Genomic DNA, 20,676 nt, shown 5'->3' on the forward strand with positions numbered 1-20,676 from the left:
GTTACGGCAGGTTGCGCGCCATCACGATGCGCTGGACCTGGTTCGTGCCCTCGTAGATCTGGGTGATCTTGGCGTCGCGCATCATGCGCTCGACCGGGTAGTCACGGGTGTAGCCGTAGCCGCCGAGGAGCTGGACCGCGTCCGTGGTGACCTCCATGGCCACGTCGGAGGCGAAGCACTTGGCCGCGGCGCCGAAGAAGGTCAGGTCGCCGTCGACGCGCTCGGACTTGGCGGCGGCCGAGTAGGTGAGCTGGCGGGCCGCCTCCAGCTTCATCGCCATGTCGGCGAGCATGAACTGGATGCCCTGGAAGTCCGCGATCGGCTTGCCGAACTGCTTGCGCTCCTGGACGTACCCCTTGGCGTAGTCCAGCGCGCCTTGGGCGATGCCGAGGGCCTGGGCCGCGATGGTGATGCGGGTGTGGTCCAGGGTCTTCATCGCCGTGGCGAAGCCCGTACCCTCCTCGCCGATCATGCGGTCGGCGGGGATGCGGACGTTGTCGAGGTAGACCTCGCGGGTCGGGGAGCCCTTGATGCCGAGCTTCTTCTCCGGGGCGCCGAAGGAGACGCCCTCGTCGGACTTCTCCACGACGAACGCCGAGATGCCCTTGGACCGCTTGGTGGGGTCGGTGACCGCCATGACCGTGTAGTACTCGGAGACGCCCGCGTTGGTGATCCAGCGCTTCACTCCGTTGAGGACCCAGAAGTCACCGTCGCGCACGGCCTTGGTCTTCATGCCCGCCGCGTCGGAGCCGGCGTCCGGCTCGGAGAGCGCGTACGAGAACATCGCGTCGCCCTTGGCCAGCGGGCCCAGGTACTTGCGCTTCAGCTCCTCGGAGCCGGAGAGGATCACCGGGAGCGAGCCGAGCTTGTTGACGGCCGGGATCAGCGAGGAGGAGGCGCAGGCGCGGGCCACCTCCTCGATCACGATGACCGTGGCGAGCGCGTCGGCGCCGGCGCCGCCGTACTCCTCCGGGACGTGGACGGCGTGCAGGTCCGAGGCGACCAGGGCGTCCAGCGCCTCCTGCGGGAAGCGGGCCTCCTCGTCGACCGCGGTGGCGAAGGGGGCGATCTTCGTCTCGGCGAGCGCACGGATGGTGTCGCGGAGCATGTCGTGCTCCTCGGCCGGACGGTACAGGTCGAAATCGGTCGAACCCGCCAAGACGCTCACTCCCCAGATGCTAACTACCGTTAAGTAACTCAATTTTAGTGCGGAAGCCCCGGGACGGCATACGTGAGTGCCACGTGAGCTTCGTGACAGGGGTCGGGCAGAACGGGAGGTAAGCGGCGGATCAGGTGAGGAAAGGCGGGGCCACCCGCCGCGACTATGCTCGGTTCGCACGTCCGTCCGTACCTTCCAGGAGCACCCATGGCCCTCAGGATCACTGTGATCGGCACCGGCTATCTCGGCGCCACCCATGCCGCCGCCATGGCCGAGCTGGGATTCGAGGTCCTCGGGCTCGACGTCGTACCGGAGAAGATCGAGCTGCTGTCCACCGGGCGCGTGCCGATGTACGAGCCGGGGCTCGAGGAGATGCTTCAGCGGCATGTCGACGGTATCCCCGGGTCGACCGGGCGGCTGCGCTTCACCACCTCCTGGGAGGAGGTCGGGGAGTTCGGTGACGTCCACTTCGTCTGTGTGAACACCCCGCAGAAGCACGGCGAGTACGCCTGTGACATGAGTTATGTGGACAGTGCCTTCGACGCGCTCGCCCCGCATATCACCCGGCCCGCCCTCGTCGTCGGCAAGTCCACCGTGCCCGTCGGCTCCGCCGCCCGCCTCGCCGCCCGCCTCGCGGAGCTGGCCCCGGCGGGCGCCGACGCCGAGCTGGCCTGGAACCCGGAGTTCCTGCGCGAGGGCTTCGCCGTCAACGACACCCTGCACCCCGACCGGATCGTGGTCGGCGTGGAGAGCGAGCGGGCCGAGAAGCTGCTCCGCGAGGTGTACGCCGGGCCGGTCGCGGAGGGGTCCCCGTTCGTGGTGACGGACTTCCCGACCGCCGAGCTGGTGAAGACCTCCGCCAACTCCTTCCTCGCCACCAAGATCTCCTTCATCAACGCCATGGCCGAGGTCTGCGAGGCCGCCGACGGGGACGTCGTGAAGCTCGCCGAGGCCATCGGGTACGACGACCGCATCGGGAAGAAGTTTCTGCGGGCCGGGATCGGCTTCGGCGGCGGCTGCCTGCCCAAGGACATCCGGGCCTTCATGGCGCGCGCCGGCGAGCTGGGCGCGGACCAGGCGCTCACCTTCCTCCGCGAGGTCGACTCCATCAACATGCGCCGCCGCGGCCACATGGTCGAGCTGGCCCGGGAGGCCGTGGGCGGCGGTTCGTTCCTCGGTACGCGGGTGGGCGTGCTCGGCGCCGCGTTCAAGCCGGACTCCGACGACGTACGCGACTCCCCCGCGCTCAACGTCGCCGGGCAGATCCACCTCCAGGGCGGCCAGGTGACCGTCTTCGACCCGAAGGGGATGGAGAACGCCCGCCGGCTCTTCCCGACGCTCGGGTACGCCGACTCCGCGCTGGAGGCCGTGCGCGGCGCGGATGTGGTGCTGCACCTGACGGAGTGGCGCGAGTTCCGCGAGCTGGACCCGGCGGCGCTCGGTGAGGCGGTGTCCCGGCGGATCATCCTGGACGGGCGGAACGCCCTGGACAGTGCGGTGTGGCGGGATGCCGGGTGGACGTACCGGGCGATGGGGCGGCCGAAGGCCTGAGCCCGCCGCCTGAATGGCCGCACTCCCGGCGGCGGTACGGGGTAAGCGTCTCTCCGTACCGCAACAGGGCGGTAACCACCGGGAGGTATGCGTCATGCCCATCGCCACACTCGGCGCCGTAGTGCTCGACTGTCCCGACCCCGTCGCGCTCGCCCGTTTCTACGCCGCCGTCATCGGCGGCACCGTCAAGGGCGACAGCGACAGCCGCTGGGTCGATCTCGTCGACGCCCCGGGCACGCCGCTCGCGTTCCAGGCCGCGCCCGGCTTCGTACCGCCGCAGTGGCCCCGGACCGACGGCTCCCAGCAGTTCCACCTGGACCTGACCGTGGAGGATCTGGACGCGGCGGAGCGGGAGGTGCTGGCGCTGGGGGCGCGGCCGCTGGACACGGAGGACCGGAAGCGGTCCTTCCGGGTGTACGCCGATCCGGCCGGGCATCCGTTCTGCCTCTGCGCCTGTTAGCGGTCGCCGCGTGTGTCAGCTGTCTCTGCGCCTGCTAGATCGCGCCTCGGTGGACAGGCTGGACACCATGGACCACTCCCCTGGCCTGACCGCCACCCCCCTCACCGACGCCCTCGTGCGCGGCGCGCTCGACCTGGAGCGCACCGCGCGCGGCGGCCTCCTCCCGCACCGGCTGCCCGCCCGCGCCCGGGCCCAGTCCGGCGGCGACCCGCAGGTGGCCCAGGCCGAGTCGCAGCCCTCCGGCGTACGGGTGGTGTTCCGCACCCGGGCCACCGCCGTCGAGCTGGACGTCCTGCGTACGGTGGTCGGCTACCGCGGTGTCCCGCCCCGTCCGGACGGCGCGTACGACCTGTTCGTCGACGGTGAGCCGGCCGGGCGGGCCACGGCGGGCGGCGGCGATCTGGTGGTGGTGGACCTGAGCGACGGGTCCCGGGAGACGTTCCCGGGGCGGATCGGTACGGTCCGGTTCGACGGGCTGGCCGGGCGGGAGAAGGACGTCGAGATCTGGCTGCCGTACAGCGAGACCACCGAGCTGATGGCCCTGCGCACCGACGCGCCCGTCGCGGCCGTGGAGCCGGGCGGACGGCGGGTGTGGCTGCACCACGGGAGTTCGATCAGCCAGGGGTCGGCCGCCGAGAGCTCGGCCACCGCCTGGCCCGCGCTGGCGGCCGCGGCGGGAGGCGTGGAGCTGATCAATCTGGGGCTCGGCGGCAGCGCCCTGCTCGATCCGTTCACCGCGCGCGCCCTGCGGGACACCCCCGCCGACCTGCTCAGCATCAAGATCGGCATCAACGTCGTGAACCACGACCTGATGCGGCTGCGCGCCTTCGGCCCGGCCGTGCACGGGTTCCTCGACACCCTCCGCGAGGGCCACCCCACCACGCCCCTGCTGGTGGTCTCGCCGATCCTCTGCCCCGCCCAGGAGGACACCCCCGGACCCGCCGCGCCGGACATCGCGGACGGGCGGGTGGAGTTCGCCGCGTTGGGCGACCCGGCGGAGGCGGCTCTCGGGAAGCTGACCCTGCGGACCGTACGGGCGGAGCTCGCCCGGATCGTGGCGGAGCGGGCGGCCGAGGACCCGGCCCTGCACTACCTGGACGGCCGCACCCTGTACGGCGAGGCCGACTCCGCCGAGCTGCCGCTGCCCGACCGGCTCCACCCGGGCCCGGCCGCCCACCGCCGGATGGGCGAGCGCTTCGGGACGTACGCCTTCGGCCCGGGGGGACCGTTCGCCGCCGCGCCCTAACGCAGGCGCGGCCCGTCCAGCTCCTCGATCGTCGCGTGGGACGGGCCGCGCGTGGACTGCTCGTCGCGGGCCACGGCTTCCGCGTCGCGCAGCACCCGTACGGCGTTCTGCCAGGTCAGCTTGGCGAGCTCGCCCTCGGACCAGTTACGGCGGAGCAGCTCGGCGATCAGGTTCGGGTAGCCGGAGACGTCCTCCAGGCCGTACGGCGTGAACGCCGTTCCGTCGTAGTCACCGCCGATGCCGATGTGGTCGACGCCCGCGACCTCGCGCATGTGGTCGAGGTGGTCGGCGATGGTCGCCACGGTGGCCTGCGGGCGGGGGTGGGCCGCCTCGAAGTCCTCGTGGATGCGCATCGCCTGCGGGGTGGTGTCCAGGTGGTGCAGGCCGTGTTCGCGCATGTTGCGGTCGGCGGCCTGGGTCCAGGCGACGGCGGCGGGCAGCACGAACTTCGGGACGAAGGTCGCCATCGCGACCCCGCCGTTGGCCGGCAGCGCCGCCAGCACGTCGTCGGGGATGTTGCGCGGGTGGTCGCAGACGGCGCGGGCCGAGGAGTGCGAGAAGATCACCGGCGCGGTGCTGGTGGCGATCGCGTCGCGCATGACGCCGTCCGCCACGTGGCTGAGGTCGACCAGCATGCCGATGCGGTTCATCTCGCGGACGACCTCGTGGCCGAAGGCGGAGAGGCCGCCGAGGCGGCGCAGGTCGGTGGCGCTGTCGGCCCAGTCGATGTTGTCGTTGTGGGTGAGCGTCATGTAGCGGACGCCCAGCTCGTACAGGGCGCGCAGGGTGCCCAGCGAGTTGTTGATGGAGTGGCCGCCCTCGGCGCCCATCAGGGAGGCGATACGGCCCTCGGCGCGGGCCTTCTCCAGGTCGTCGGCGGTGAGCGCGCGCCGCAGGTGGGTCGGGTAGCGGGCGATCAGCTCGGCGACGACGTCGATCTGTTCCAGCGTGGCGCTGACCGCCGCGTCACCGGTCAGGTCGGTGCGGACGTACACCGACCAGAACTGGCCGCCGACCCCGCCGGCCCGCAGCCGGGCCAGGTCGGTGTGGAGCAGGCCGCGCTGGTCGGCGGCGATGTCCCGGGCGTCCAGGTCGTAGCCGACCTGCTCGCGCAGGGCCCAGGGGAGGTCGTTGTGGCCATCGACGATGGGGTGGGCGGCGAGGAGCTCGTGGGCGCGGGCGAGATGGTCCATGAAAGCCGCCCCTACTTTCCGAAGCCGAAGGAGTCCGAGCCCTGGACCTTGGAGCGCAGGCGCTTGCCCTTCTCGGTGGCCTGGGCGTTCAGCTCGGACAGGAATTCCTGCATCCGCTCCTGGAGCGCCGGGTCGTGCGCGGCCAGGATCCGGGCGGCCAGCAGGCCCGCGTTGCGCGCGCCGCCGACCGAGACGGTGGCGACGGGGACCCCGGCGGGCATCTGGACGATGGAGAGCAGGCTGTCCATGCCGTCCAGGTACTTCAGCGGCACCGGGACGCCGATGACCGGCAGCGGGGTGACCGAGGCCAGCATTCCGGGGAGCGCGGCCGCGCCGCCCGCGCCCGCGACGATCGCCTTCAGGCCGCGGCCGGCCGCGTCCTCGCCGTACGCGATCATCTCGTGCACCATGCGGTGGGCGGAGACGACGTCGACCTCGTACGGGATCTCGAACTCGTCGAGCGCCTTGGCCGCCGCCTCCATGACGGGCCAGTCGGAGTCCGAGCCCATCACGATGCCGACGAGGGGGGCGGCGGGGGATCCGGTGCCGGGGGAAGTCATTCGGTGATCGTTCCTCGCAGGTAGTCGGCCGCGTGCCGGGCGCGCTCCCGCACGTCCGCCAGGTCATCGCCGTAGGTGTTGACGTGGCCGACCTTGCGGCCGGGCTTCACGTCCTTTCCGTACATGTGGATCTTGAGCTGCGGGTCGCGGGCCATGCAGTGCAGGTACGCCTGGTACATGTCCGGGTAGTCGCCGCCCAGGACGTTGCACATGACCGTCCAGGGGGCGCGCGGGCGCGGGTCGCCGAGGGGAAGGTCGAGGACCGCCCGTACGTGGTTGGCGAACTGGGAGGTGATCGCGCCGTCCTGGGTCCAGTGGCCCGAGTTGTGCGGGCGCATCGCCAGCTCGTTGACCAGAATCCGGCCGTCACGGGTCTCGAACAGCTCGACGGCCAGGTGGCCGACGACGTCCAGCTCGGCGGCGATGCGGAGCGCGAGCTGCTGGGCCTCGCCGGCCAGCTCCTCGGAGAGATCCGGGGCGGGGGCGATCACCGTGTCGCAGACCCCGTCGACCTGGATCGACTCGACCACCGGGTAGGCGACGGCCTGGCCGTGCGGCGAGCGGACGATGTTGGCCGCCAGCTCCCGTACGAAGTCGACCTTCTCCTCCGCGAGGACCGGGACCCCGGCGCGGAACGGATCGGCCGCGTCCGCCTCGGAGCGGACCACCCACACGCCCTTGCCGTCGTACCCGCCGCGCACGGTCTTGAGGATGACCGGGAAGCCGCCGACCTCCTGCGCGAACGCGGCGGCGTCGGCCGGGTCGCTGACGATGCGGTTACGGGGACAGGGCGCGCCGATCTCCGTGAGCTTCGCGCGCATCACCCCCTTGTCCTGCGCGTGCACCAGGGCATCGGGGCCGGGGCGGACGGGGATGCCGTCCGCCTCCAGGGCCCGCAGGTGCTCGGTGGGCACGTGCTCGTGGTCGAAGGTGATCACGTCGCAACCCTGCGCGAAGGCGCGCAGCGTGTCCAGGTCGCGATAGTCGCCGATGACGACCTCGCTGACCACCTGGGCCGCCGAGTCCTGGGGCGTGTCACTGAGGAGCTTGAATTTCAGGCCGAGGGGGATGCCCGCCTCGTGGGTCATACGGGCGAGCTGACCGCCGCCGACCATGCCGACTACCGGGAACGTCACACCCCCAGGGTATCGGGCGCGCCGGGGCGGCCGGGACGCCGTCCGGGTGCCGCCTCCGGCGGGCTCCCGGCCGTCCCCGGCCCGTCACACGGGAGGGCTGGTTAGCATGGCGGAGTTGACGGAACCGTCGACGCCCCCGAACGGACGGACTGAGCGATCACCATGAGCGAACGGGGCGCACTGCGGACCCGGCTTGATCTGCTGGCCCGGGAGGTCGCCAAGTTCGGCGCGGTCGGTGCGGTGGGGCTGCTGGTCAACATCGCCGTCTTCAACCTGCTCCGGCACACCACGGATCTCCAGGTCGTCCGGGCGAGCGTGCTGGCGACCTTCGTCGCCATCCTCTGCAACTACGTGGGCTTCCGCTACTGGACCTACCGGGACCGCGACAAGACCGGCCGGACCCGTGAACTGTCCCTCTTCGTGCTGTTCAGCGCGGCGGGCGCGGTGATCGAGAACGGCGTGCTGTACCTGGCGACGTACGGCTTCGACTGGAACACCCCGGTCCAGAGCAACGTCTTCAAGATCCTCGGCATCGGGATCGCGACCCTCTTCCGCTTCTGGTCCTACCGGACGTGGGTCTTCAAGGCCCTTCCCGCGGAGCCCCCGGCCGACGAGGAGGCCCCGCGCCCTGCGGAGCGGTTTCTGGAGCAGCGGCGGTCGGCGGAGACCGTAGAACCCGATCCCGTACGGAACTGATCCCCCGGGCCGTATCAGGGGCTCGTGACACCGCTCAGCGCACCGGGCGCTCCGGGTCCCTGCGGTCCAGCGGGATGCGGCTGAGGAAGAGCGCGAAGACCGCCGGGTGCTGCTGGAGCAGTTCCAGCCGGCCGCCGTCCGCCTCCGCGAGGTCCCGGGCGACGGCCAGGCCGATGCCGGTGGAGTTGCGGCCGCTGATCGTCCGCTCGAAGATCCGCGCGCCCAGCTCGGCCGGGACGCCGGGGCCCTCGTCGGTGACCTCGATGACGACCTGGTTGCCGGTGACGCGGGTGCGGAGCGCGACCGTGCCGCCGCCGTGCATCAGCGAGTTCTCGATCAGCGCCGCCAGGACCTGGGCGACCGCGCCCGGGGTGCCGACCGCCCGCAGACCGTGCTTGCCCGAGCAGACCAGCGCGCGGCCGGTGGAGCGGTAGGCGGGACGCCACTCTTCGATCTGCTGCTTGATGACCTCGTCCAGGTCGAAGACGACGGCGGAGCCGGTGCGCGGGTCGCGGGAGTTGGTCAGCAGCCGCTCGACGACGTCGGTGAGGCGCTCGACCTGGGTCAGCGCGATGTTCGCCTCCTCCTTCACCGTATCCGGGTCGTCGGTCACCGAGATCTCCTCCAGCCGCATGGAGAGCGCGGTGAGCGGCGTACGGAGCTGGTGCGAGGCGTCCGCCGCGAGCCGCCGCTCGGCGGTCAGCATCCGGGCGATCCGCTCGGCGGAGGAGTCCAGGACGTCGGCGACCCGGTCCAGCTCCGGTACGCCGTACCGCTTGTGGCGCGGGCGCGGGTCGCCGGAGCCCAGGCGTTCGGCGGTCTCGGCGAGGTCGGTGAGCGGGGAGGCGAGCCGGTTGGCCTGGCGTACGGCGAGGAGCACGGCCGAGATGATCGCGAGGAGCGCCACCGCGCCGATGATCAGGAGCGTGCGGCCGACCTCGCGGGTGACGGACGAGCGGGACTCCTCGACGGTGACCTTCTCGCCCTGCTCACCGGTCTCGACGGCGCGCAGGACGCTGCCGGTGGGGCGCTCGCCGACGGCGATCGGGGCGCGGCCCGGGATCTCGATCAGCGCGAACCGGGACGGGTCGATCTGCTCGGACAGCACGCCGGAGTTGATCACCTCGTCGCCGAGCAGCCGGCTGTCGACCACGCTGATCAGCCGCAGCGCCTCGGATTCGACGCTCTCCTGGGCGCTGGCGCTGATGGTGCGCGTCTCCACGATGACGAGGGAGACGCCGAAGACGGCGATGACCACGAGCACCACGGCGAGCGTGGAGTTGATCAGCCGGCGGCGCATCGTCGTCCCGCGTCATCGAGGTGCATGAGTGCTTCGTACGTCAGCTCTTCTCCGATTCGTACGTCAGCTCTTCTCGAACCGGAAGCCGACGCCCCGGACCGTGGCGATGTAGCGGGGATTGGCCGCGTCGTCGCCGAGCTTCTTGCGAAGCCAGGAGATGTGCATGTCGAGCGTCTTGGTGGAGGACCACCAAGTGGTGTCCCAGACCTCGCGCATCAGCTGGTCGCGGGTGACGACCCGGCCGGCGTCCCGGACGAGGACCCGCAGGAGGTCGAACTCCTTGGCGGTGAGCTGGAGTTCCTCCTCGCCCATCCAGGCCCGGTGCGACTCGACGTCGATCCGGACGCCGTGGGTGGCCGGCTGGGCGACGGGCTCGGTGGCGCCGCGGCGGAGCAGGGCGCGGACCCGGGCGAGGAGCTCGGCGAGGCGGAACGGCTTGGTGACGTAGTCGTCGGCGCCGGCGTCCAGACCGACCACCGTGTCGACCTCGTCGGCGCGGGCCGTCAGCACCAGGATCGGCACGGTGTGGCCGTCGGCGCGGAGGCGGCGGGCGACTTCGAGGCCGTCCATCCCGGGCAGCCCGAGGTCGAGGACCACGAGATCGATGCCGCCCTGGAGTCCGGCGTCGAGCGCCGTCGGGCCGTCCTGGCGGACTTCGACCTCGTAACCCTCCCGACGCAGGGCGCGGGCCAGTGGCTCCGAGATGGATGCGTCGTCCTCGGCGAGCAGTACACGGGTCATGGACTGATGGTAGTCCGGCCGGGACGTCCCGGGTGAGGCTCTCACCACCACCTGCAGGTCACCGTCGAAATCCGGACACGGACCTTTGAATATGGGAGTCTGGTTCCACTATTGCCTGTGATCCATGTCTCAAGTCCTTCCATATCCCGCTGTGTCGTGTCGTATGGTGTTCCGACGCCTGTTGCACTACAGGGAGGACCTTTGGGCCGCCATGAGCGCCAAGGGTCTCTTCTGTGTGCTGGGCCGGTTCACGCCGGCCCGTCCTGAGTGAATGACCTGTGAGCCGGGCCCGGAGCGAGAGAACGCGCACCGGGCGTGGATCCCGACGCGACACTTCCCCGCCCCGCCGCCGAACGCTCCGGAACCGGAGCCCGGCCCCGGGGCGAGTCCCCCTCAGGCGTGGGGACGGGGTGCGGCCGCGCCGGTGCCGGCTACCCCCCACCGGGCGCGCACCGCTCACGAGGCGAGCGCGCGTCCCGACCAGCAAGGATCGACCATGGCGTCCAGCCTGACGAAGGACTCGGCCAGTTCCGGCGAGAAGACCTTCTTCGGCCACCCCCGCGGTATGGCCACCCTCTTCATGACGGAGATGTGGGAACGCTTCTCCTGGTACGGGATGCGGGCCATCCTCACCCTGTACCTGGTGGCCGCCGTGCTCGACGGCCCTCTGGAGGGCAAGGAGGCGCTGGCCGCCTCCATCTACGGTGTGTACAACGCCGTCGTCTACATGGCCGCGATGCCCGGCGGCTGGGTCGCCGACCGCCTCTGGGGCGCCCGCAAGGCCGTTCTGGTCGGTGGCATCGTCATCGCGCTCGGCCACTTCACCCTCGCTCTCCCGAGCGACATCGCGTTCTTCTTCGGCCTCGCGCTGATCGCGGTCGGTACCGGCCTGCTGAAGCCGAACATCTCGGCGATGGTGGGCGAGCTCTACGAGGGCCAGTCCAGCGCCCGCCGCGACGCCGGTTTCACCCTCTTCTACATGGCGATCAACATCGGTGGCCTCGCGGCGCCGCTGATCGTCGGCTACCTCGGTGAGCACGTCAACTGGCATCTCGGCTTCGGTGTCGCCGGCGTCGGCATGAGCCTCGCGGTCGTCCAGTACGTCCTCGGCGCCAAGCACCTCGGTGACGTCGGCAAGCTGCCCGCGAAGCCGGCCTCACCGGAGGAGCGGAGGCAGGTCCTGCGCAAGGTCGCCCTCTGGTCCGGCCTCGCGGTCGCCGCGCTGCTCATCGACCTCGCGCTGGGTACGTACAACATCGAGCACATCGTCAACGTCCTGGCGGTGCTGGGTGTCGTCGTGCCGATCATCTACTTCATCACGATCTTCCGCGACCCGGCGCTGACCGCCGAGGACCGGCCGAAGATCAAGGCGTACGTGTGGTTCTTCATCACGGCCGTCCTCTTCTGGATGATCTACGACCAGTCCGGCTCGCTGCTGACGATCTTCGCCGACAACAAGACGGACCGCTTCGTCGGCGGCTGGGAGTTCCCGGCCTCCTGGCTGCAGTCGGTCAACCCCGCGATGGTCATCATCCTGGCCCCGATCTTCGCCGCACTCTGGGTCAAGCTGGCCAAGCGCAACCGTGAGCCCAGCACCCCGATGAAGTTCGCCCTGGCGATGCTCCTCATCGGTGGTTCCTTCGGCATCATGGGCCTGGCGGGCGCCGCCGCGGCCAACAGTGAGACCGGCAAGGTCACCGTCTTCTGGCTGCTCGCCGTCTACCTGGCGCAGACCATGGGTGAGATGTGCCTCTCGCCGGTCGGCCTGTCGCTGTCCACGAAGTTGGCTCCGAAGATGTTCGTAGGCCAGATCATGGGCCTGTGGTTCCTGGCCACGTCGACGGGCAACGCCCTGAACGGCTGGACCACGAAGCTCAACGCGCCGCTGGGCGACGCCGCGTACTACACGCTGCAGGCCCTCGTGGCGGTCGCCGCGGGCCTCGCGTTCATGGTGGCGGGACGGAAGATCCGCGCGCTCATGGGCGGCGTCAAGTAGGCGCACGGCGGTTGGTCGTCCAGCCGCGCAGAACGGGTCCGCACGAGAGGTTCGTGCGGACCCGTTCCGTTTGCCGCCGGTCGGGCGGCTGGAGCTACTTGGCCTTGGTCTCGACCTTGACGCTGCGCAGGAAGCTGCTGAACCCGCACTTCACCGAGGACTTCTCGCCGGGCTTCTTCCAGTCGCCGAACAGCGTCCACGTGACATCGTGCGGGGCACCACGGCCGCGAACGACGTCACAGAGGAGCACCGCACGGTGCTTCTTGACGGTCTTCCCCTTGGCGGACTTCTTGCACGAGGAAGTCGACACCGGACGCCCCAGCGAGAGGCTGGGCGTTGCCTTGCAGGTGTACTTCGCCCCGGCCGCCTGAGCCGGGGCCGCGGTGGCCAGCGTCAGTCCGGACGTCATCAGAAGGCCCGCGAGCACACCCGTCGCAGCCTTCTTCCCCCAGGTCACATTCATTTTGTTCCTTCTTCAACGTGTGCGGCACGAGACAGGTGGTCAAGCCTGCCGAAGGGCGCCGCACTTGGACGGTTACCTTCGCTCCTGCGAAGAAGCGCTCAAGGAACCTATCCCTGCCGATCTTGCTCAGGCAAGGCAGAACAGGTGATTTGAGCAAGCCCAGAGCATGCCGGGGCGTCGCCGGAAGATCATGTCTCTTCCGGCGACGCCCGACTCGCGGTCGTGGTCAGCGCGTACCGCGCAGCCGCCGCCACGGGGTGAACGTGAAGACCGCGCCGCCCAGCAGGATCGCCGTGCCCGCGACCAGGCCGAGCGCGCGCAGGGCGCCGTCGTCCTCGGCGCCGGTCGCCGCGAGGCCGCCGCCCGAGTCCGTACCGCCGCCGGAGGCCGCCGCTCCGCCGGAGCCGGCCGTGCCCCCGGAGCCGGCCGTGCCGCCGCCGCTGGAGCCCGTGGATCCGGACGCGCCGCCCGGCTGGGCCGAGGTGTCCAGTTCCAGAGAGACCGCGACATCGGCGGGCGGGGTGCAGGTCGTCGTCGTACCGGCGGCCATCACCGTCAGGACGCCCGGGCTGAGCGTGGACTTCCCGCTCGCGCCGGGCTTGTACGTGCCGGTGAGGTCCGGGATCTCGATCGGGGCGCCGGTCTTGATGACCTCCTTGTTCAGCGGGCCCTCGACCTTGACCGTGCCCTTGTCCGCACCGCCGAGCTTGACCTCCATCGACGGCTTGACCTGGTCGGCCGGGATGTCGATCGGGCTGTCCATCACGGATTTGCCGAACTTCACGGTGAGGTCGTACGCGCCGCCGTTCTTCCTGGCGCTGATACGGACCGGGGAGGTGGCGTTCTTGTCGCCGATGGGGGTCTTGCAGGCGTAGGCGACGGAGACCTCCTTGCCGGGGAAGTCGGTTTCGCCGCCGGTGCCGCCGGTGCCGCCGCCTGAGGTGGTGCCGCCGGTGGTCGTGCCGCCCGTCGTGGTGCCTCCGGTGGTCGTGGTGCCTCCGGTGGTCGTGCCACCTGACGCCGTACCGCCGGACGTCGTGCCACCCGTCGTCGTACCGCCGGACGTCGTGCCTCCTGCGGACGTGGTGCCGCCGGTCGTGGAGCCCGCCTCCGTCACCTTGATCGTGGCGCCCGGCCGGACCGTCTCCTTCGGAGCGCACTTGGTGTCCGTGGAGATCGGCTTCGAGACGTTGATGCTGTACGCGCCCGGGGTCAGCGTGATCTCACCGGCCTTCTCCAGCTTCAGCTTCGCCGTCATGTCGGGCAGCAGCATGGGGCTGTTCTTGGGGATGGGCGGGTTCTGCCGCGGGCCCTCCAGTTTCAGTTCGCCGCTCGCCGCGCCGCCCAGCGTGATCGTGCCGGTCGGCTTCACCGTGTCCTTGCCGAGGTCCAGCACGTCCGGGTTCCGCGACGCGGCCTCGACCGTCTTCCAGACGACCTCGATCTCGTCGCCGACCTTCGCCTCGGCCGGTGCGGTCAGCTCCACCTTCGTGGTGCCCTGGACCGGCGGCAGTCCCGAGATGGGCGGCGGAACGCACTCCGTCGCGTAACTGACCTCGGCCGCCCTGGCCGGGCTCGCGGCCAGCACGATGCCCGCGCCGCCGAGCATCAGCGCCACTCCGGCCGCGCTCAACCTCCGTTGCGTCCTCACACGTGTCCCTTCGTCGTGGGTGGTGGTGGGTTCGCCGACGGTGCGGAACGCCGGATGTCTGGCGGTGCGGAATCCTGGGTGAACCACGGCAGCGCGGCCGTACCGGTGCTCGTGGGCCGTGCTCGCGGGCGGTGGGCGTGGCGGGCCGAGGTCCCGGCGGAGGGCGGGCGGACCTTGTCCACGACGGCCATGCCGATACGGAAGACCGCGGCGGGGACGACCAGGCAGAGCAGCACCCAGAAGAGCGTCACGCCCCACGGGCGGCCCACGCCCCACGGCTGTTCGGCCAGCACCTTCGTCCCGTACCGCAGGGAGACCTGGTAGTCGCCGTGCGCGCCGGCGGAAAGTTCGACCGGCAGCTTGATCTGCGCCCTGGAGCCGGGAGCGACCGTGCCGCGCCACTGACGTTCCTCCCACTGCGGGGCGTAGACGCCGTGTGCGGTGCCAATCTCGAAGACAGGATCGTCGACGGGCGCGGTGCCCAGGTTGCCGACGGTGAAGACCAGCTGCCGTGCGGGCGGCGCGCCGAACCAGGTGAGCAGCGAACTCTCGCCCTCCAGCCGGGTGGTGGCCAGCACTGCGAGCCTGCCGTCGTCGGCCGGCGGCGGCAGCGGGGCCGTGGGATGACCCGCTACGGTGAACACCGCGTCGGCCATGGCCTGTTCACCCGTCACCGTCGCGACGTGCACCACGCACGGACAGGGCACGGGCGGCTCGGCCACCGGCAGCCTCTTGCTGAAGGCACCCTTCCTGTCGGTGGTGACGGCCCGACCCTCGGCGTTGGCACAGGAGTTGGTCCCGCCGATCACACCCCGCTCCGGCGAGGACCGGCCGCAGATCAGAAGCATCAGCAACGCCTCGGAGCGCCAGCCACTGCCCTTGACGGTGATCTCACCGCCTTTGCCCGCCTCCTTCTTGGAGAGCGTCACGGAGGGGCCGTCGTCTTCGGCCGCCTGCACGGTCGGAGCCGCGAGGCCGAGAAGAACGGCCAGGAGGAGCAGGAGAGTTGTCGGTACGCGGCTTCCACTGCCCAGGTGTCGCTTCACAATTCCGCTCCCGCCTTCGTCAAGGGCCGTGCCTCTTCGGCCGGTTGCAGGCCTTCACCGTCGTCCACCCCGGCTTCTCGCGGTCCGCCACGCGTACGCCGCCTCCGGTACGCGCCGGTGGAGAGCACCGCCAGCACGCCGAGCGCCAGTAGCCCGCCACCGGCGACCGGCGCCACCGGGACGTACGCCGCGGAGGCCACCGCCTCGTCCCGCGCCCCGCCCTCCGCGGCGACCCGGAGCCGTACGGTGACGGAGTCCAACTCCGGTGCGTCGGACCAGGGTTCGGTGAGCTCCACCCGGCGGCCGGGGGCCAGCTCCAGGTCGAGCGGCCGGGCCGGCCGGTCCAGCAGCTCACCGAACACCCCGTCCGCGCGCACGGCCAGCCGCGGCCGCAGAGGTACGTTGCCCCGGTTGACCAGGGCGTACCGGACGGTCCGGCCCTCCACCTCGACGTCCTCCACGGTGAGCGCCGCCAGCGCGGGACCGCCGACCCGTACCCGTACCGGTACGCGCTTCTCCTCACCGCCACCCGCCGCCGCCACGATCTCTCCCGCGAGGTCACCCGGCGTCGCGTTGACTGGCACCGCGAGCGTGAACGGCACGTCGGCGCGGGTCCGGGCCGGCACGGTGACCGTCTCCGCCGCGAACCGGAGCCAGGGCCCGGCCAGGCCGTCGCCGCGCAGCCGCACGGTCAGCGGGGCGCGGGCGGGATTGGTCACCGAGATCCGGTCCTGGAGCACCGCATCGGGGGTGCCCTCCAGGTAGGCGTACGGCCGCCCGCCACTCCCGCCGCCCGCAGGCCGGGCCGTCCAGCCGGAGCCTTCCCCGGCCGCCGCCGGAGGAGCGGCGAGCAGCACCAAGGCGACGAGCAGACGTACGTACGGCATGGGCGGCTCCCTCGCGCCGGCGGTTCCGGCGTTCAGCCCGTGGGGCGCTGTCCTCGCCGGGTCAGCCAGAGCACTCCGGCCGCTCCGGTCAGCAGGACCGTCCCGCCGAGGGTGCCGAGCGCCGCCGCCGAGTCGAGCGGGCCGGTCTTCGGCAGTTCGCCGCCACCGGAGGAGCCGCCACCGGAGGTGCTGCCGCCGGAGGAGCCACCCGTCGAGCCGCCCGTGGAGCCTCCGGCGCCCTGGACGTCCAGTTGCAGCGAGGGGCCCGGGCTGTTCTTCGGCGTGCAGGTCGTCGTCGTACCGAGCGCCTTGATGGTGAGCACCCCGGCGGTGAAGGTGACCTTGCCGCTCTTCTTCGGGGTGTACGTCCCCGACAAGTCGCTGATCTTGATGGGGGTGTTGGCCGGAATCGCCTCGGCGTTCGCCGGTCCCGAGACCTGGATCTTCCCCGTCTCCGCACCGCCCATCTCGATCACGGCGCTCGGGTTCATCGCCCCCTTGCCCAGCTCGACCGGGCTGGAGGAGACGCCCTTCTGGAAGGACATGGTGAGCTTGTAGCCGCTGCCGTCCTTGACGCTCTTGATGTCGATGGGCGAGACGGCCCCTTTGGGCCCGATGGGCGTCTCGCACTGGTAGTTGACGTCCACGACCTCGGCGTGGGCGGAGGGCGCGGCCATCAGCACCACCGAGCCCGCCGTCGCGACCGTGAGCGCGGCCGTCAGCGCGAGAGCTGTCCGCTTCTGGTTCGCCACCTCGTGTTCCCCTCATGCCGGACGCCGCCACCCGCGACGGCCGCAAGATCCTTACGGACGCACGTTACTGACGACACATCAGATTGGGCGCTCAAGGTACGCCCGGGGCCTGACGGAGGGAAGACAAAGAGCGCGCCGGATCCGGCGCGCTCTTCGGTGTACGGAATACCTCTGGCCTGTTACGCGGGCGCGGCGAGCTCCGCCCAGACGGTCTTGCCCGGCGACTCCGGCGTACGCTGCACGCCCCAGTCCAGGCAGAGCCGCTGCACGATGAACATGCCGTGCCCGCCGGGACGGCCGGCGCGGTGCGGCGTACGGGGAGCGGGCTGGCCGGCCCCGCGGTCGACGACCTCGACGCGCAGCGCCTTGGGCGTACAGCCGATCCGGAGCTCCTCGGGGCCCTCCGCGTGGAGGCAGGCGTTGGTCACGAGCTCGGAAACGACCAGCAGGACGTCCTCGGCCGCGGCCCGGCGGTCCGCGCTGGACGCCGGGAGCCACCCCCAGTCGTGCAGGGCCTGCCGGGCGAAATCACGGGCCATCGGAACGATTCCGCTGGCCTGCCCGAGTGAGAGCGTGCGCCACTGCCGCTCGGCCGGAACGGGCGAGTCCGCGCCCGCTCCCTCCGGCTCGCGGCCGAGGTCGCCCGGCGGATGCTGCCGGGTGGTGCTCATCAGCGCTTCACCTCACCGATTCGCCATGTCGTTCGCCATGTCACCATGCCGCCATGGAACAGAAATGATCAGTTACCGAGTGTGCCGGATCTTTGCGGGATACCGACGGGGTGTCTCCTGCCCGGCCGCACCGCTACGACACCCCCTTCGGGCTGTCGATCGCGCGACACGGCCGTCATCGGGGACGACGCGGAGTGCGCCGTACCCGCGCTAGGTCCGCAGAGCGTCTTCGAGCGTGGCGTGGACGGTGAAGACCGCCTCGGCCCCGGTGATCTCGAAGACTCTCGCCACGACCGGCAGCATTCCGGCCAGATGGACCCCTCCTCCGACCGCCTCCGCCTTGAGGCGCGCACCGAGCAGCACGTTCAGCCCGGTGGAGTCGCAGAAGTCCAGGCGTGAGCAGTCGACCACCAGGCGTGACCGCCCTTGCTCGACCGCGCTCTCCAGGGGCTCCCGCAGCAGATCGGCGGTGTGGTGATCGAGCTCACCCACCGGAGTCACGACCTCGCTGTGCCCCTCCGTCCGGGCCTCGACCTGAAGCCGACCCCGGTTCGCACTGCCGACCGTCCCGCGGTCCATGCCCAGTACCTCTTCGCCGTCCGTCACTATGCGCGTCACTGCCTGAGCGGCTCCATGCAGAGCTGCCGCCGACGTGCGTAAAACAGTACGCGTTTCGTTCGCCACGCGGTAGTCGGAGACCTCAACAAACCGGACATAAGCGGTCAATTGGAGCTTGTAACTGCTGGTGGGAACCGGGTAAGGGTAGAGGGACACCCGAAACATGACCGGACGACCGGCTTTGGAGGCGCCGCTTCACCGCAGGAAACACGTATGGGCATCGGCAGCCATATGCCGAGAACGATGGAGGAGAACCATGTCACCCCGGCTCGACGAAGCGCGTACCCCCAACGCGTCGTCGGCATGTCCTCAGGGACCGACCAATTCCGACTCCCCCGCCGCGAGCGCCGTTCCCGGCCCGCGCAGCAGCACCACCCCCGAATCATCTTCCGGCGAGGGGCTTGAGGGCTTCACGGGGCCTTTCACGGGACCTTTCACGGGGCTCGAAGGACTGCCTGAGATTCCGCCCTACGCCGAAATAGGAGCCCTGGACGCCAGGGCCCTGTCGAAGACGCTCTTCGAGCGCCTCGAATCCCTCGAAGAGGGCACGCACGAGTACGCGTACGTCCGCAACACCCTCGTCGAGCTCAACCTCGCGCTCGTCAAGTTCGCCGCCTCCCGGTTCCGCTCGCGCAGTGAACCGATGGAGGACATCGTCCAGGTCGGCACCATCGGCCTGATCAAGGCGATCGACCGGTTCGAGCTGAGCCGCGGTGTCGAGTTCCCGACGTTCGCGATGCCGACCATCGTCGGCGAGATCAAGCGGTTCTTCCGCGACACCAGCTGGTCCGTGCGCGTCCCGCGCCGGCTCCAGGAGCTCCGGCTCGACCTGGCCAAGGCGGGCGACGAGCTCTCCCAGCAGCTGGACCGCGCGCCCACCGTGGCGGAGCTGTCCGAGCGCCTCGGCATCACGCCGGACGAGGTCGTCGAGGGCATGTCCGCGAGCAACGCGTACACCGCGAGCTCGCTGGACGCCAAGCCCGAGGAGGACGACGGCGAGGGCGCCCTCGCGGACCGCATCGGCTACGAGGACCACGGGCTCGAAGGCATCGAGTACGTCGAGTCCCTGAAGCCGCTGATCGCCGCGCTGCCCTCGCGGGACCGCATGATCCTCTCGCTCCGCTTCGTCAGCAACATGACGCAGTCGGAGATCGGGGAGGAGCTGGGCATCTCGCAGATGCACGTGTCCCGGCTGCTCTCGCGGACGCTGGTCAAGCTCCGCAAGGGGCTGACCCTGGAGGAGTGACGGCCCGCGCACTCACGGAAGGGCCCGCCCCTGGAACGTCGCTGCATGACGTTCCAGGGGCGGGCCCTTCCCATACCGCCTACTCCACCCGCTCCCCGCCCCGCCACACCGCGCTGACCAGCGGGACACCCGGCCGGTAGGCGAGGTGGACGTGGCTCGGGGCGTCCAGGAGGACCAGGTCGGCACGGGCGCCGGGCGTGATGCGGCCGATGTCGGTGCGGCGGAGGGCCGCGGCGCCGCCCGCGGTGGCGGACCAGACCGCCTCGTCGGGGGTCATCCCCATGTCGCGTACGGCCAGGGCGATGCAGAACGGCATGGACGAGGTGAACGACGAGCCCGGGTTGCAGTCCGTGGAGAGCGCGACCGTGGCCCCGGCGTCCAGCAGTCGGCGGGCGTCGGGCCAGGCGGCCCGGGTGGAGAACTCGGCGCCGGGGAGCAGCGTGGCGACCGTGTCGCCCTGGCCCAGCGCGTCCACGTCCGCGTCGGTGAGGTGGGTGCAGTGGTCGGCGGACGCGGCGTCGAGCTCCACGGCGAGCTGGACGCCGGGGCCGTACGTCAGCTGGTTGGCGTGGATGCGCGGGTGGAGGCCCTTGGCGCGGCCCGCCGTGAGGATGGCGCGGGCCTGGTCGCCGTCGAAGGCGCCGCGCTCGCAGAAGACGTCGATCCAGCGGGCGTGCGGGGCGCAGGCGTCCAGCATGGGGCCGGTGACCAGGTCGACGTAGCCGGCCGGGTCGTCGGCGTAGTCCGGGGAGACGACGTGGGCGCCGAGGTAGGTGACCTCGTCGGTGTGGCGGGAGGCGATGCGCAGGGCGCGGGCCTCGTCCTCGACGGTGAGGCCGTAGCCGGACTTGGTCTCCAGGGTGGTGGTGCCCTGGCGCAGGGCCTCGGCGAGGTAGCGGGCGACGTTGGCGGAGAGCTGCTCGTCGGAGGCCTGGCGGGTGGCGGCGACCGTGGTGCGGATGCCGCCGGCGGTGTAGGGCTGCCCGGACATCCGGGCGTTGAACTCCTGGGTGCGGTCGCCCGCGAAGACCAGGTGCGAGTGGGAGTCGACGAAGCCCGGGATCATGGCCCGGCCCGCCGCGTCGAGGACGTTGTCAGTGGCGGGTGCTTTGCTTGATTCACCGGTCCAGACGATGCGGTCGCCTTCGATGACGACGGCCGCGTCCTGGATCAGGCCCAGGGGGGTCCCGTTGCCGAGGGAGGGGTCATTGGTGACCAGGCTGGCGATGTGGGTGACGGCGGTGGTCGTCATCTGGAGAGTGTTCTCCTTGCGTTCCGGGGGATCCGGGTCCGCTGTCGGGGAT

General features: G+C 70.9%; 20 protein-coding genes. 6 read left to right on the forward strand and 14 right to left on the reverse strand.

Going from position 1 to position 20,676, the window contains the following annotated elements; all coding sequences use genetic code 11:
* Nucleotide 1: 1 nt before the first annotated feature.
* Entirely contained in the window at nucleotides 2-1,159 is a 1,158-nt protein-coding gene (locus ACQP09_RS12260; RefSeq protein WP_433406564.1) for an acyl-CoA dehydrogenase family protein, read from the reverse strand.
* 207 nt (nucleotides 1,160-1,366) lie between these two features.
* On the opposite strand from ACQP09_RS12260, the gene ACQP09_RS12265 reads away from it, so the two are divergent.
* The 3 genes from ACQP09_RS12265 (at nucleotide 1,367) to ACQP09_RS12275 (ending at nucleotide 4,416) form a co-directional block, all read left to right on the forward strand.
* Complete coding sequence (locus tag ACQP09_RS12265; protein WP_433398376.1) at nucleotides 1,367-2,710, forward strand: UDP-glucose dehydrogenase family protein; 1,344 nt, start codon at nucleotides 1,367-1,369, stop codon at nucleotides 2,708-2,710.
* Between the two features lie 94 nt (nucleotides 2,711-2,804).
* The gene (locus ACQP09_RS12270) at nucleotides 2,805-3,170 is read left to right on the forward strand and encodes a VOC family protein (protein WP_433398378.1); all 366 of its coding nucleotides are present in this window, start codon (nucleotides 2,805-2,807) and stop codon (nucleotides 3,168-3,170) included.
* 67 nt (nucleotides 3,171-3,237) lie between these two features.
* Nucleotides 3,238-4,416, forward strand: coding sequence for a GDSL-type esterase/lipase family protein (locus ACQP09_RS12275; protein ID WP_433398380.1), 1,179 nt, complete (start codon nucleotides 3,238-3,240; stop codon nucleotides 4,414-4,416).
* Here ACQP09_RS12275 and ACQP09_RS12280 read toward each other — a convergent pair.
* Genes ACQP09_RS12280 through ACQP09_RS12290 form a run of 3 tightly spaced genes read right to left on the reverse strand, consistent with a single transcriptional unit; the run spans nucleotide 4,413 to nucleotide 7,305 of the window.
* Complete coding sequence (locus ACQP09_RS12280) at nucleotides 4,413-5,609, reverse strand: dipeptidase (RefSeq protein WP_433398382.1); 1,197 nt, start codon at nucleotides 5,607-5,609, stop codon at nucleotides 4,413-4,415. The two genes, ACQP09_RS12275 and ACQP09_RS12280, sit on opposite strands and share 4 nt — an antisense overlap.
* A gap of 11 nt (nucleotides 5,610-5,620) precedes the next feature.
* Nucleotides 5,621-6,169: a 5-(carboxyamino)imidazole ribonucleotide mutase gene (gene purE, locus ACQP09_RS12285; RefSeq protein WP_018515573.1), complete on the reverse strand. Its 549-nt coding sequence runs from the start codon at nucleotides 6,167-6,169 to the stop codon at nucleotides 5,621-5,623.
* On the reverse strand, nucleotides 6,166-7,305 hold the full coding sequence (locus tag ACQP09_RS12290; protein ID WP_433398384.1) for a 5-(carboxyamino)imidazole ribonucleotide synthase: 1,140 nt from the start codon (nucleotides 7,303-7,305) through the stop codon (nucleotides 6,166-6,168). Before ACQP09_RS12290 ends, purE begins: the two co-directional genes overlap by 4 nt.
* Before the next feature lie 162 nt (nucleotides 7,306-7,467).
* On the opposite strand from ACQP09_RS12290, the gene ACQP09_RS12295 reads away from it, so the two are divergent.
* Nucleotides 7,468-8,001: a GtrA family protein gene (locus tag ACQP09_RS12295; RefSeq protein ID WP_433398386.1), complete on the forward strand. Its 534-nt coding sequence runs from the start codon at nucleotides 7,468-7,470 to the stop codon at nucleotides 7,999-8,001.
* A gap of 34 nt (nucleotides 8,002-8,035) precedes the next feature.
* Here the strand turns inward: ACQP09_RS12295 and ACQP09_RS12300 are convergent, their stop codons facing one another.
* Both ACQP09_RS12300 and ACQP09_RS12305 read right to left on the reverse strand, forming a co-directional pair.
* Nucleotides 8,036-9,301: an ATP-binding protein gene (locus ACQP09_RS12300; RefSeq protein WP_433398388.1), complete on the reverse strand. Its 1,266-nt coding sequence runs from the start codon at nucleotides 9,299-9,301 to the stop codon at nucleotides 8,036-8,038.
* A 63-nt stretch (nucleotides 9,302-9,364) separates the two neighbouring features.
* On the reverse strand, nucleotides 9,365-10,042 hold the full coding sequence (locus tag ACQP09_RS12305) for a response regulator transcription factor (RefSeq protein ID WP_404068710.1): 678 nt from the start codon (nucleotides 10,040-10,042) through the stop codon (nucleotides 9,365-9,367).
* A 496-nt stretch (nucleotides 10,043-10,538) separates the two neighbouring features.
* On the opposite strand from ACQP09_RS12305, the gene ACQP09_RS12310 reads away from it, so the two are divergent.
* Nucleotides 10,539-12,038 (forward strand): peptide MFS transporter, encoded by a 1,500-nt coding sequence (locus tag ACQP09_RS12310; protein WP_433398390.1) that lies wholly within the window; start codon nucleotides 10,539-10,541, stop codon nucleotides 12,036-12,038.
* Nucleotides 12,039-12,132: 94 nt separating this feature from the next.
* On the opposite strand, the gene ACQP09_RS12315 is transcribed toward ACQP09_RS12310, so the two are convergent.
* The 7 genes from ACQP09_RS12315 to ACQP09_RS12345 all read right to left on the reverse strand — a co-directional run bounded on the left by ACQP09_RS12315 (nucleotide 12,133) and on the right by ACQP09_RS12345 (nucleotide 18,087).
* Nucleotides 12,133-12,501 (reverse strand): hypothetical protein, encoded by a 369-nt coding sequence (locus ACQP09_RS12315; protein WP_433398392.1) that lies wholly within the window; start codon nucleotides 12,499-12,501, stop codon nucleotides 12,133-12,135.
* A 226-nt stretch (nucleotides 12,502-12,727) separates the two neighbouring features.
* On the reverse strand, nucleotides 12,728-14,110 hold the full coding sequence (locus ACQP09_RS12320; RefSeq protein ID WP_433406565.1) for a hypothetical protein: 1,383 nt from the start codon (nucleotides 14,108-14,110) through the stop codon (nucleotides 12,728-12,730).
* Between the two features lie 38 nt (nucleotides 14,111-14,148).
* Nucleotides 14,149-15,198, reverse strand: coding sequence for a hypothetical protein (locus ACQP09_RS12325; protein WP_433398394.1), 1,050 nt, complete (start codon nucleotides 15,196-15,198; stop codon nucleotides 14,149-14,151).
* Entirely contained in the window at nucleotides 15,195-16,085 is an 891-nt protein-coding gene (locus ACQP09_RS12330) for a COG1470 family protein (protein WP_433398396.1), read from the reverse strand. The genes ACQP09_RS12325 and ACQP09_RS12330 overlap by 4 nt, the downstream gene beginning before the upstream one ends.
* Before the next feature lie 32 nt (nucleotides 16,086-16,117).
* Complete coding sequence (locus ACQP09_RS12335) at nucleotides 16,118-16,837, reverse strand: peptidase (RefSeq protein ID WP_433398398.1); 720 nt, start codon at nucleotides 16,835-16,837, stop codon at nucleotides 16,118-16,120.
* A 179-nt stretch (nucleotides 16,838-17,016) separates the two neighbouring features.
* Nucleotides 17,017-17,508, reverse strand: a complete 492-nt coding sequence (locus ACQP09_RS12340) for an ATP-binding protein (RefSeq protein ID WP_433398400.1) — start codon at nucleotides 17,506-17,508, stop codon at nucleotides 17,017-17,019.
* Between the two features lie 210 nt (nucleotides 17,509-17,718).
* Nucleotides 17,719-18,087: an STAS domain-containing protein gene (locus ACQP09_RS12345; RefSeq protein WP_433406566.1), complete on the reverse strand. Its 369-nt coding sequence runs from the start codon at nucleotides 18,085-18,087 to the stop codon at nucleotides 17,719-17,721.
* A gap of 295 nt (nucleotides 18,088-18,382) precedes the next feature.
* On the opposite strand from ACQP09_RS12345, the gene ACQP09_RS12350 reads away from it, so the two are divergent.
* Nucleotides 18,383-19,372 carry an RNA polymerase sigma factor SigF gene (locus ACQP09_RS12350; protein WP_433398402.1) on the forward strand — a complete coding sequence of 330 codons (990 nt, stop codon included), beginning with the start codon at nucleotides 18,383-18,385 and terminating at the stop codon, nucleotides 19,370-19,372.
* Nucleotides 19,373-19,451: 79 nt separating this feature from the next.
* Here the strand turns inward: ACQP09_RS12350 and hutI are convergent, their stop codons facing one another.
* On the reverse strand, nucleotides 19,452-20,624 hold the full coding sequence (gene hutI / locus ACQP09_RS12355; protein ID WP_433398404.1) for an imidazolonepropionase: 1,173 nt from the start codon (nucleotides 20,622-20,624) through the stop codon (nucleotides 19,452-19,454).
* Nucleotides 20,625-20,676: the final 52 nt, after the last annotated feature.

Source organism: Streptomyces sp. CA-146814 (genome assembly GCF_050942385.1).
In the GTDB taxonomy this organism is placed as follows: Bacteria; Actinomycetota; Actinomycetes; order Streptomycetales; family Streptomycetaceae; genus Streptomyces.

Coding starts and splice junctions, on each gene's coding strand:
- ACQP09_RS12265 (WP_433398376.1), top strand. CDS start 1,367: ATGGCCCTCAGGATCACTGTGATCGGCACCGGCTATCTCGGCGCCACC.
- ACQP09_RS12270 (WP_433398378.1), top strand. CDS start 2,805: ATGCCCATCGCCACACTCGGCGCCGTAGTGCTCGACTGTCCCGACCCC.
- ACQP09_RS12275 (WP_433398380.1), top strand. CDS start 3,238: ATGGACCACTCCCCTGGCCTGACCGCCACCCCCCTCACCGACGCCCTC.
- ACQP09_RS12280 (WP_433398382.1), bottom strand. CDS start 5,609: ATGGACCATCTCGCCCGCGCCCACGAGCTCCTCGCCGCCCACCCCATC.
- purE (WP_018515573.1), bottom strand. CDS start 6,169: ATGACTTCCCCCGGCACCGGATCCCCCGCCGCCCCCCTCGTCGGCATC.
- ACQP09_RS12295 (WP_433398386.1), top strand. CDS start 7,468: ATGAGCGAACGGGGCGCACTGCGGACCCGGCTTGATCTGCTGGCCCGG.
- ACQP09_RS12300 (WP_433398388.1), bottom strand. CDS start 9,301: ATGCGCCGCCGGCTGATCAACTCCACGCTCGCCGTGGTGCTCGTGGTC.
- ACQP09_RS12305 (WP_404068710.1), bottom strand. CDS start 10,042: ATGACCCGTGTACTGCTCGCCGAGGACGACGCATCCATCTCGGAGCCA.
- ACQP09_RS12310 (WP_433398390.1), top strand. CDS start 10,539: ATGGCGTCCAGCCTGACGAAGGACTCGGCCAGTTCCGGCGAGAAGACC.
- ACQP09_RS12315 (WP_433398392.1), bottom strand. CDS start 12,501: ATGAATGTGACCTGGGGGAAGAAGGCTGCGACGGGTGTGCTCGCGGGC.
- ACQP09_RS12320 (WP_433406565.1), bottom strand. CDS start 14,110: ATGCTCGGCGGCGCGGGCATCGTGCTGGCCGCGAGCCCGGCCAGGGCG.
- ACQP09_RS12330 (WP_433398396.1), bottom strand. CDS start 16,085: ATGCCGTACGTACGTCTGCTCGTCGCCTTGGTGCTGCTCGCCGCTCCT.
- ACQP09_RS12340 (WP_433398400.1), bottom strand. CDS start 17,508: ATGAGCACCACCCGGCAGCATCCGCCGGGCGACCTCGGCCGCGAGCCG.
- ACQP09_RS12345 (WP_433406566.1), bottom strand. CDS start 18,087: ATGGACCGCGGGACGGTCGGCAGTGCGAACCGGGGTCGGCTTCAGGTC.
- ACQP09_RS12350 (WP_433398402.1), top strand. CDS start 18,383: ATGTCACCCCGGCTCGACGAAGCGCGTACCCCCAACGCGTCGTCGGCA.
- hutI (WP_433398404.1), bottom strand. CDS start 20,624: ATGACGACCACCGCCGTCACCCACATCGCCAGCCTGGTCACCAATGAC.